11 protein-coding genes and 1 pseudogene are annotated in these 9,895 nt (G+C 44.0%); 9 read left to right on the forward strand and 3 right to left on the reverse strand.

Annotated features, from left to right (window positions below; all coding sequences use genetic code 11):
• Together V7Z60_RS00580 and V7Z60_RS00585 are read right to left on the reverse strand one after the other, a co-directional pair.
• On the reverse strand, positions 1–228 hold a 228-nt coding region (locus tag V7Z60_RS00580; RefSeq protein ID WP_334115512.1), incomplete at its 3' end, for a hypothetical protein.
• Positions 229–233: 5 nt separating this feature from the next.
• Positions 234–659: an HIT family protein gene (locus tag V7Z60_RS00585; RefSeq protein ID WP_334115513.1), complete on the reverse strand. Its 426-nt coding sequence runs from the start codon at positions 657–659 to the stop codon at positions 234–236.
• Between the two features lie 126 nt (positions 660–785).
• Here V7Z60_RS00585 and V7Z60_RS00590 point away from each other — a divergent pair, with 126 nt between their 5' ends.
• The 4 genes from V7Z60_RS00590 to trmB all read left to right on the forward strand — a co-directional run bounded on the left by V7Z60_RS00590 (position 786) and on the right by trmB (position 4,297).
• The gene (locus V7Z60_RS00590; RefSeq protein WP_334115514.1) at positions 786–1,520 is read left to right on the forward strand and encodes an ABC transporter ATP-binding protein; all 735 of its coding nucleotides are present in this window, start codon (positions 786–788) and stop codon (positions 1,518–1,520) included.
• 1 nt (position 1,521) lies between these two features.
• Complete coding sequence (locus V7Z60_RS00595) at positions 1,522–2,745, forward strand: ABC transporter permease (RefSeq protein WP_334115516.1); 1,224 nt, start codon at positions 1,522–1,524, stop codon at positions 2,743–2,745.
• 50 nt (positions 2,746–2,795) lie between these two features.
• Positions 2,796–3,596, forward strand: coding sequence for a phosphotransferase family protein (locus V7Z60_RS00600; RefSeq protein ID WP_334115518.1), 801 nt, complete (start codon positions 2,796–2,798; stop codon positions 3,594–3,596).
• Positions 3,597–3,658: 62 nt separating this feature from the next.
• Positions 3,659–4,297 (forward strand): tRNA (guanosine(46)-N7)-methyltransferase TrmB, encoded by a 639-nt coding sequence (trmB, locus tag V7Z60_RS00605; protein WP_334115520.1) that lies wholly within the window; start codon positions 3,659–3,661, stop codon positions 4,295–4,297.
• Between the two features lie 42 nt (positions 4,298–4,339).
• Here the strand turns inward: trmB and V7Z60_RS00610 are convergent, their stop codons facing one another.
• Positions 4,340–4,657, reverse strand: a complete 318-nt coding sequence (locus V7Z60_RS00610) for a hypothetical protein (protein ID WP_334115522.1) — start codon at positions 4,655–4,657, stop codon at positions 4,340–4,342.
• 116 nt (positions 4,658–4,773) lie between these two features.
• Here V7Z60_RS00610 and V7Z60_RS00615 point away from each other — a divergent pair, with 116 nt between their 5' ends.
• From V7Z60_RS00615 to V7Z60_RS00635, 5 genes and pseudogenes are all read left to right on the forward strand, one after another.
• Positions 4,774–5,094: a thioredoxin family protein gene (locus V7Z60_RS00615; protein ID WP_334115524.1), complete on the forward strand. Its 321-nt coding sequence runs from the start codon at positions 4,774–4,776 to the stop codon at positions 5,092–5,094.
• Between the two features lie 45 nt (positions 5,095–5,139).
• Positions 5,140–5,790, forward strand: coding sequence for a YtpR family tRNA-binding protein (gene ytpR, locus V7Z60_RS00620; protein WP_334115526.1), 651 nt, complete (start codon positions 5,140–5,142; stop codon positions 5,788–5,790).
• Between the two features lie 81 nt (positions 5,791–5,871).
• A pseudogene (locus tag V7Z60_RS00625) lies at positions 5,872–8,012 on the forward strand (DNA translocase FtsK).
• 77 nt (positions 8,013–8,089) lie between these two features.
• A complete protein-coding gene (gene murC, locus V7Z60_RS00630) occupies positions 8,090–9,421 on the forward strand; it encodes a UDP-N-acetylmuramate--L-alanine ligase (RefSeq protein ID WP_334115528.1) in 1,332 nt (443 codons plus the stop codon).
• An 18-nt stretch (positions 9,422–9,439) separates the two neighbouring features.
• Complete coding sequence (locus V7Z60_RS00635) at positions 9,440–9,724, forward strand: AraC family ligand binding domain-containing protein (RefSeq protein WP_334115530.1); 285 nt, start codon at positions 9,440–9,442, stop codon at positions 9,722–9,724.
• The last annotated feature ends 171 nt before the right edge of the window (positions 9,725–9,895 follow it).

Consider the following 9,895-nt stretch of genomic DNA (forward strand, 5'->3'; position numbering starts at 1 on the left):
AGTCAAATCGGACAGAACGTCTCCTGAATCAGACAGGGCGTTCATGAAAGCGGACGTGTTTTGTTTTACGCGGCCGGCGCATTGACTCCAACTGTTGACGGATGAAACCAATTCATCGAATTTTTGCGTTCGACTGACTACGGAATTTAAAATTTCCCTTCGCTTTACAAAGGCAATGGTTCCCAAAATACAAGCACCAATCAATTTGCAGGTTGTTGTTTTTTTCATTGAAATCACCCCAGATGCTGCTTGATGTTTTCGGCAATCTTCTTCAAAGCATCAGTATCGTAGCCGCCGGAGTTGTCTTTAAAGGACATGCTGAAACCGTCTTTTTGCGTATAGCGCGGAATCAGGTGAACATGCGAGTGGAAAACGGATTGATATGCGAGCTCACCGTTATTGTTGACGATGTTCAATCCTTTGATTTCAGGATCGCTTTCTTTAACGGCGCGGGCAATCATCGGAATTTTTGCAAAGACGTCTCTTGCAAGTTCTTCGTCATATTCAAAAATATCTTTGACATGTTTTTTCGGAACTACCAGAACGTGCCCCTTAGTTGCCTGCGAGATATCCAGGAAAGCCTTGACGTTATTGTCCTCATAAACCGTAATGCTTGGGATTTCTCCCTTGATGATTTTGCAAAAAATGCAGTTGTCCATTTAAATACCTTCTTTCGAGATTACATAACCATATTATAACATGTTAAATATTTTCCACCAATCAGGATATCGGCTTAAAATTTTGATATAATCGTGAGTAGCTAGATATTGAAAGGATTCGATAATATGATTTTAACGGTTGATGGATTGACAGGGGGCTATTCTGCTGTTCCTGTCTTAAAGAACCTGTCGTTTACGGTCGACCAGGGTGAACTGGTCGGCTTGATCGGGTTGAACGGGGCGGGCAAGTCGACGACGATCAAGCACGTTATCGGCCTGCTTAATCCAAAAAAGGGCAGGATTACGCTCAATGACTGTTCTCTTTCGGACAATCCGGCAAAATACAAGCAGCAGTTTGCATATGTTCCGGAAACCCCCGTGCTTTATGAAGAACTTACTTTAAAGGAACATCTTGAAATGACGATTATGGCATACGGGCTTGAGCGAAGAAAGGCCATGGAAAAAGCTTCGGAACTTTTGAAAATCTTCAGGCTGGAAAACAAATTGGACTGGTTCCCGGCCAATTTCTCAAAAGGGATGAAGCAAAAGGTGATGATTGTCTGTGCATTCATGACGGATGCGAAGCTTTTCATCATCGACGAACCCTTTCTCGGACTCGATCCTCTGGCGACAAGAGATTTGTTGAATCTGATTGAAAAGGTCAAACGGGAAGGAGCCGGTGTCTTAATGTCGACGCATGTCCTGAGCACGGCGGAAAAATACTGCGACCGGTTTGTCATGATTGATCACGGAGAACTTCAGGCAGCCGGAACCTTGGAAGAACTTAAACAGAATTATGGCCGGGAAGATGCGACGCTTTCTGACGTTTATCTTGGAATGGCCGGCCTGGAAGGTGAATAATATGGATGAACTGTATAGAAAGCGTCAAAGTGACTATTTTAAGCAGATATTCAAATATCTGCGCTATGTTTTGAATGATTTCTTCATTTTGTCGGTTTTGTTTGCATTGGGCGGTCTTGGTCTGGCATATTCTGACTATGTCAAAAGTCTGAGTCATCCGAGCAATCTTTGGTACTCCAAGCCGCTGTTCGTTTTAATCGTCATCATTTTGCTGCAGGTCGGCAAGCCGAAGACGCTGCTGAAAAAAGCAGATGCGGTTTTCCTGCTTGCCAGGGAAACAGAAATGGGACAATATCTCAAAAGGAGTTTTCTTTCATCCTATCTGAGCGGTGCGGCCGTTGTTTTGATCGGAGGATTGGTGCTCGTCCCGTTCATGCTCTTTGCCTGCGACATTTCAAGGACAAACGTGTTGCTGATCATCTTTTTGATGCTTGCAGGCAAGATGTTTGTACTTCTTGCTGAATTTGCGGAATTTTATGATGAAAAATTTTCTTCGCTGCCATTTGAACTGATTTTCAGAGCTTTGCTGCCGATTTTGGCACTGTCGCTTGCAGTTTTTTCAAATGCAGTGCTCGGCCTCTGTCTGATGCTCGTTGCAATTTTCCTTTTGATGCAAAATATCAGGCAAAACGTTTATCAGAAAATGTTCAGGTGGAATTTTGCGATTGAAAGGGAAACAGCCAGGATGATGGGGCTTTATCGTTTTTTCAATCTTTTTTGCGACGTGCCGTATGTGGTTGCCAAAGCCAGGAGAAGGCGCTTTTTGGATGCCTTCTTACCAAAGCCGAATCCCGAAAATCCGTACAGATATCTGTATGTCAGAGGGCTGGTGAGATCGGGTGAATACAGCAGCCTGTTGATCCGGCTGCTTGTTTTGGGTAGCGTGATTCTGGCGTTCCTGGATACGTATCTGTCTCTTCTGATAGCGGCGGTTTTCCTTTATATGCTGGGATTCCAGCTGATACCTTTGGCAACAAATTACGAGGAAATTGTTTTCATGCATATCTATCCGCAGGGATTTGAGAAAAAAATAAGCGGCTTCAGAGGGGTTTTGAGAACGGTCATGCTTTTTTCATCCTTCGTCTTTGCCACCTTTTGTCTGATTGGAACCGGACAGCTGCTGATGGCCCTGGAGGCATTGGCAGTCATGATTGTTGAAACCCTCCTTGTTACCGGAAACTATCTTTCAAGGAAGCTTAGCATCAACTTGACATATACGAATTAATTGGGTAAAATACCACTAGTTATCGATATTTTCGAAAAGGAGAGCCTACGTTGAACCTTAATTTGGAAAATGGTTGGCAAGTTCTCCCGATTGATGGCGACACCGGCACGGCCTACATGGGCATCAATAAAGATGAGCGTGTTTTTCTGAAGCGGAATTCTCCTTTTTTAGCAGCACTCTCGATTGAACATATCGTTCCGCGACTGATTTGGACCAGGACGATGGTTTCCGGAGACACGCTTACTGCCCAGGAGTGGATGAATGGTCGTTGTCTTGCAAAAGATGAGATGTGTTCTGAGGATGTTACGTCATTGCTGTATCGCGTGCATCATTCGGAATTGCTGAAGAAGATGCTGCTGCAGATAGGCGGACAGATTGTTACGCCATACGAGCTGCTGAATCGTTATTTCAGAGGATTGGATTCCGATTTGAGACGACATCCGCTTTTAAAGAGTGTTGCCAATCAGTTGAGGGCATGTCAACCTGAACTTGAACGCTCGAATTACGAAGTATGTCATGGCGATTTGAATCATAAGAACTGGCTGATGTCTGAATCTGAAAAGCTGTATCTCGTAGACTGGGAGTCGGCGATTATTGCAGATCCTGCGATGGATATCAGTATGTTAATGTGTCAATATGTCCCGCGCAATAGCTGGTATCAGTGGTTGAATCAATACGCAAAGGGAAATCTTACGGAAGATTTGTGTGAGCGCGTTGAATGGTATGCAAAACTCTACCTGCTGCTGAATATCAAAAACAGCCGAATGCGTGGTCGTTTCCATGAAATGAACCAAGACATTGTAAAGCTTAATGAGTTTTCAAATAAGAAATTATTTAATGGCAAGGGATGAAAGGGCGGCCTTTTATCCCTTGTTTACTGAAAGCAACTATTATCTGGAGGAAAAAAGAAGATATGAGGTTAAGAAACAAACCCTGGGCTAAGCCGCTGATAGAGGCCAATCCCCAATATGTCGTGACGGAACCGGAAAAATTCGCCGGAAAATGGCAGGAACGATTTGAAAAGGAGCAGCCGATTTTTGTTGAGGTCGGGACAGGCAAAGGGCGTTTCATCGTTGAAATGGCTGAAAAATATCCTGACAGAAATTTTATCGGTCTTGAAATGCAGACCGTTGCAGTGGGGATTGCGCTTAAAAAGCAGCTTGATGCCAAACTTCCTAATTTACAGCTTGTTTGCGCAAACGGAAGCGGCTTGACTGAATTCTTCAATGAAGGTGAGGTTTCCGGAATTTATCTTAATTTTTCAGACCCCTGGCCTAAAAAACGCAATGAGAAGCGGCGTCTGACATATAAAACGTTTCTTGAATCATACAAGAATGTTTTGAATGAAGACGGAAAAGTCGAATTCAAAACGGATAATCGCGGATTGTTCGAGTATTCTCTTTGCAGCATGAATGAATTCGGAATGCATTTTGATGGCGTCTGGCTTGATCTTCATGTCTCTGAAGAAGCAATGGAAAACGTCATGACCGAATATGAAGAAAAATTCAGTCAAAAAGGACAGCCTATTTACAAGCTGACGGCTCACTTCTGATAAAAAAAGCCGGGTAAAATCCCGGCCGTAGCGCAATATTGTTCAACCATTCTGGAATTGAGCGGTTTTATTGATTTTTAAAATGCTGCCTGTTTTAGAGTCGACCCAGAATTCGTAGCATACAGGTCCGGCATTTTCTTTTTTGATGATGCCGCCATGATAAGTGTCGTGGGTTAATGAAAATTTTTGAAACGGGACGGTTCTATGTTCGATCCAACCGTCATAAGAGTCCGTATCTTTTTTGATGTCAAGAAGGACTTTCCTTGGCGACAGTCTGGCATGTTTTTCAATCGTTCTGGCAAATAGGTTTCCGACGATGAATCCTGACGCTGCGAAAAGTAGGATGTTTTCTTTTTTCAATTTACTGCCTCCTGAAGCATTTCCTAGATTATAACATAGTTCAGCAGGCAAAGATGGTGTATTTTTTCAAGTGATGCGTTATAATTGTTGCATCAATTGATATGGAGGGTATTGATATGGAAAAACTGGCAAAAATGACAAAGGCGGAATTTGAACAGAAGTATGACAGCGGGAAGTATGTGCTGTTTTTTACGGCAGACTGGTGCCCGGACTGTCGATTTATCAAGCCTGCGATGCCTGAAATTGAAGCAGAGTTTTCTGATTTCAAGTTCTTGTTGGTCGATCGTGACGAAAACATTGATTTTTGTCAGGAGATGTTCGTCATGGGAATTCCGAGTTTTATCGTCTATGTTGACGGTGAGGAAAAGGATCGGTTCGTCAACAAGGATCGCAAGACAAGGGAAGAGGTCGAAGCATTTTTAAGTAATGCTGAATAGTTCTGGGGGTTTCCCCAAATAATTTGAGAAGGAAGTATCATATCGATGTTGATTGCAAGTTACAATAAAGAGCAGCTGGGCGACGTTTTGCTGACGGTCGTTGCTCCCGATGCCGCAGACGAATCTTATGAAAAGAAGGGCGACATCGTCAGGATTTTTGATGCTGAGTCGGGTCAGACGACGGGCTACAATTTTTTCAATGCTTCTAAGCTTCTAAGCGGTCTTGAAAATGAAAATGGTCAGGTTCTTTTGGATAGGGGACAAGTTGATGAATTGAATGCTGCACTGGTGGAAAAAGGCTTTTCATCAGAACTTGTCGTTGATGAAAAACCAAAGTTTGTCGTCGGATATGTCGAAAAATCAGAGGAACATCCTGACTCCGACCATCTTCACGTAACAAGCATCAAGGTTGATGGCGATGAACATCTTCAGATTGTTTGCGGAGCTCCAAACATTGAGCAGGGGCAAAACGTTGTTATTGCCAAAGTCGGAGCAATGATGCCGGACGGCACGTTGATTTTTCCGGGCAGATTGCGAGGAATCGACAGTTTTGGGATGGTTTGCTCTGCACGCGAGCTTCACTTGCCAAATGCTCCGCAGAAGCGGGGAATTCTGGTTCTTGATGCTGATGATTATCCAGTAGGATCGGCCTTTGATTTTGAGAAGGCTGCTCATTTATTCCAAACGGAAGCATAGTTTTATGTTAAAATTGAGGGGTCGGGAAGTATTCCCAGGCCCCTTTTTTGCGGGCAAATTAATGCAGTTAGGGTGGAATTCATGAAGTATTATGATGGACCGGCATTTTATCGTAAAAATGATTTGGTCAAATCGGAGGAAAAATCAAGGAATCATTCAAACAGGGAATCGGTAAATGCTTCACGTTCGCGTTATTTTCATCCGACGTATATTCCAAAGGTAATCGGTCGAAAAGTTATCACGTCGGAACCGGATTATCGCCGTTTGGCAGATGAAGTGCGTAAAAGTCCAAACGACTATCTGCTGTTTGACGAGGACGGAAAAGATGCCATTGATTTGACTGACGGATTGATGATGGATTTTAAAGAGGAAATTTCTGAAAGAACATCTGGAAAACAGGGTGATGAGGTTGAAAAAGAGCTCTTTTCGGATGCAGAGGCTGAAAAGAATGAGGAAAACGAATCGAATCTGTCGGCTTCTGAAATGAAAGAATCCTCTTCTCCTGAGGTTGAAACTTTTTATCCGAGGAAAAATCCTGATGAAGATCAGAAAAATATGCCAAAGGAAAACATTGAAACGTCTCCAGGCAAAACAGACGCAAGGATTTCAGAGTCTGTTGAAGGCAAAGAGGAGACGGAAGCTTTCGAAAAAGAGGATGGCGCAGCTGAAGAAACAATGGCAGCAGAAGCGGTTAATTCAGAAGCAGTTGAAGACAAGACTGCTTCTGAAACTGCTGCAGTCGATAAGGACTTGTCAGAAGAAGGCATTGTAAATGTGCCGGACGAAAAGGAACAGTCAACCGAAAAGATAATTGAAGAAACCGGTTATCGACTTCCACCGCTTTCACTTTTGCCGGAACCGATTGAGGAAAACGATCCTCAAATCGACGAATGGGTTTTGAATCAGGCAGAAACACTGAATGAAACTCTGAAGGCCTTTAAGGTTGAGGCCTCAGTTTCAAATTGGACGGTTGGACCGACGGTGACGCAGTTTGAGCTGAATTTGGGACGGGGGGTCAAGGTCAATAAGATTACCAATCTCAATGATGATTTAAAGCTGGCATTGGCGGCAAAGGACATTCGAATTGAGGCACCAATTCCGGGAAGGAGTACTGTCGGAATCGAAATTCCAAATAAGAAGTCAAGACCGGTGCTGCTTTCTGAGGTTTTGGGGTCTGATGAGTTTCAGACGGCAGATTCTCCTTTGACGACCGCGCTTGGCGTTGATTTGTTCGGACGCGCCTGCGTAACCGATATTCAAAAGATGCCGCATGGACTGATTGCCGGGGCAACCGGTTCCGGGAAATCAGTCTTCATTAACAGCATGCTGATGTCTATCCTGTATAAGGCAAAGCCTTCGGAAGTCAAACTTTTGCTGATTGACCCCAAGGCTGTTGAAATGGCGCCTTATCAAGGGCTGCCGCATCTTCTTTCGCCGGTTATTTCCGATTCTCAGGCTGCAACTGAAGCCTTGAAGAGATGGAGGAAAGATATCAGAAACTTGCCGCCCTTGGTGCAAGAAATCTTGAGAATTATAACAGAAAGCTTGAAGAAGAAGGTCATTACGCCGGAAAGCTTCCGTATATCGTAATCGTGATTGACGAGCTGGCTGATCTGATGATGGCTTCATCTTCTGAAGTCCAGGAATACATTGCGCGGATTACGCAGAAGGCACGTGCTGCCGGAATTCACTTGATTGTTGCAACGCAACGTCCAAGTGTTGACGTCGTGACAGGTCTGATCAAAAATAATATTCCGACAAGAATCGCATTTATGGTTTCGAGTTCAACCGATTCGCGAACGATTCTCGACTGCTCCGGGGCAGAGCGATTGCTCGGGCGTGGCGATATGCTGTATCTGGGCAATGGATCCAGTCAGCCGCTTCGTCTGCAGGGCACGTATATTGAAGATGAGATTGACGACGTTTGCGATTTTATCAGAAAGCAAGCCAGTCCTCACTATGCATTCAATCCTGAGACCTTGAAGAAAAAAGCCATTGCGGCGGAAAATCAGGATGAACTGATGCCGCGCGTTTTGGATTACATCGTGAATGAAGAAACGATTTCGACTTCCAAGCTTCAGCGGATTTTTTCAATTGGTTACAACCGTGCCGCATCAATCATTGACGATCTTGAAAGCAGAGGCTATATTTCGCAGGCAAGAGGAGCAAAGCCCAGGACCGTGCATCTGACGCAGGAAGCACTTAATAACATGCGATTTTAAACAAAATTGCTTTTATTTATGGACGTCCTTATGGTAAACTTAACATGATTGTTGATTATGAAAAGAGGACGTTTGACATGGATATGAATACCACATATTTCTTTGTAGGTATCAAGGGCACGGGCATGAGTGCCCTGGCATTGATTTTGAATGACAAGGGCTGCAAGGTTCTTGGATCTGATATTGAAAAATACACGTTCACCCAACGAGGACTCGAACAGGCCGGAATTAAGATCTTGCCTTTTAATAAGGATAACATTCAGGCGAACATGACGATTGTTGCCGGAAATGCATTTTCTGACGATCATGAAGAAATTGCCAAGGCAAAAGAAATGGGACTTAAAGTTTTGACATATCCGGAAGTAGTCGAAATGCTCGTTGAGGAAACGACAAGCATCGGCGTTGCTGGAGCTCACGGCAAGACAAGCACTACAGGTTTGCTTTCTCATGTGCTGAGCGGCGTTTCTCCGACAAGTTACCTGATAGGTGACGGTACCGGCAAAGGCTTGCCTGACGCACGCTTCTTCGTCTTCGAAGCAGATGAATACCGACGCCATTTTGCGGGATACCATCCTGATTATACGATCATGACGAACATCGACTTTGATCATCCTGATTATTTCACGGGAATTGAAGATGTCTGTGATGCATTCCAGGAACTTGCAAGTCACACCAAGAAAGCCTTGTTCGTTTGGGGAGAAGACAAGTACCTGCGTAAGATCCGGGTTGATATCCCGGTTTACAGCTACGGTACGGAAAAAGATGATGACGTGCGTGCTGAAAACATCAAGCGCACGACCAAGGGCTCGAGTTTTGACGTTTATCTGCACGATGAATTCCTTGGGACGTTTGACATTCCGCTTTTCGGCAAGCATAACGTGCTGAATTCGCTTGCTGTAATTGCGGTTTCTCATCTTGAAAAAATTGAGGCTGAAGAAGTCAAACACGAGCTTTTGACGTTTAAGGGCGTAAAGCGTCGTTTTTCCGAAAAGAAGGTTGCCGACATGGTCATCATCGATGATTATGCACACCATCCGTCAGAAATTGCTGCGACAATTGATGCGGCAAGACAACAGTATCCGAAGAAGAAAATCATCGCAGTTTTCCAGCCGCATACGTTTAGTCGCACCATTGCGTTGATGGACGACTTTGCCAAGAGCCTGGATCTTGCGGATAAAGTTTACCTGACTGAAATTTTCAGTTCGATTCGTGAGCAAAACGGTGAAGTTTCTGCCAAGGATCTTGGCAGAAAAATCAGCAAGGGCGGAGAAGTCCTCAGTCTGGACAATATGTCGCCGCTGCTTGATTTTCACGATGATGTCGTCATCTTTATGGGTGCCGGAGACATTCCGAAGTATGAGCAGGCATATGAGGAACTTTTGTCCAACCTCAGTTTAAAGAACAATTGATTCAGGAGGTTTCACTGCATGAAACGATATGATAGCATCGGCCAGATTGGTCACATTCTTGAAACTGATCAACAAGTCGTAACTGACTTGGTGATTCCGTCCGGGAAGGAAATCCCGGAGCATCACGTTGACTATACTGTTGTAGTCGTTCCAATCAAGGGAAAGGTCATCTTTTCCGGTCATGATTTTGAAACGGAACTTGCGCCTGGCAGCTTTGTGCGCATGCTTCCGAATGAGCCTCATAGTCTGAGGGCAGTCAAGGACAGCGAACTTTTTGTGATCAAGTCGAAATTGGCAGAATAACGTGAATTTTCGAAGTCGAGGGCAACCTCGGCTTTTTTATTAAATAATTTTAAATGTTTTTGGTTTGATTGAGAATATTAAACGATTGTGATAATATGTACTTGAAGTTAAAAGCAGGAGGGAATAAACTGTAGTTAAAATTATACTCAAAAGCTACCGAATGTGACATAA

The organism is Ligilactobacillus sp., from assembly GCF_036846325.1.
Lineage (GTDB): Bacteria > Bacillota > Bacilli > Lactobacillales > Lactobacillaceae > Ligilactobacillus.

Coding starts and splice junctions, on each gene's coding strand:
- V7Z60_RS00585 (WP_334115513.1), bottom strand. CDS start 659: ATGGACAACTGCATTTTTTGCAAAATCATCAAGGGAGAAATCCCAAGC.
- V7Z60_RS00590 (WP_334115514.1), top strand. CDS start 786: ATGATTTTAACGGTTGATGGATTGACAGGGGGCTATTCTGCTGTTCCT.
- V7Z60_RS00595 (WP_334115516.1), top strand. CDS start 1,522: ATGGATGAACTGTATAGAAAGCGTCAAAGTGACTATTTTAAGCAGATA.
- trmB (WP_334115520.1), top strand. CDS start 3,659: ATGAGGTTAAGAAACAAACCCTGGGCTAAGCCGCTGATAGAGGCCAAT.
- V7Z60_RS00615 (WP_334115524.1), top strand. CDS start 4,774: ATGGAAAAACTGGCAAAAATGACAAAGGCGGAATTTGAACAGAAGTAT.
- ytpR (WP_334115526.1), top strand. CDS start 5,140: ATGTTGATTGCAAGTTACAATAAAGAGCAGCTGGGCGACGTTTTGCTG.
- murC (WP_334115528.1), top strand. CDS start 8,090: ATGGATATGAATACCACATATTTCTTTGTAGGTATCAAGGGCACGGGC.
- V7Z60_RS00635 (WP_334115530.1), top strand. CDS start 9,440: ATGAAACGATATGATAGCATCGGCCAGATTGGTCACATTCTTGAAACT.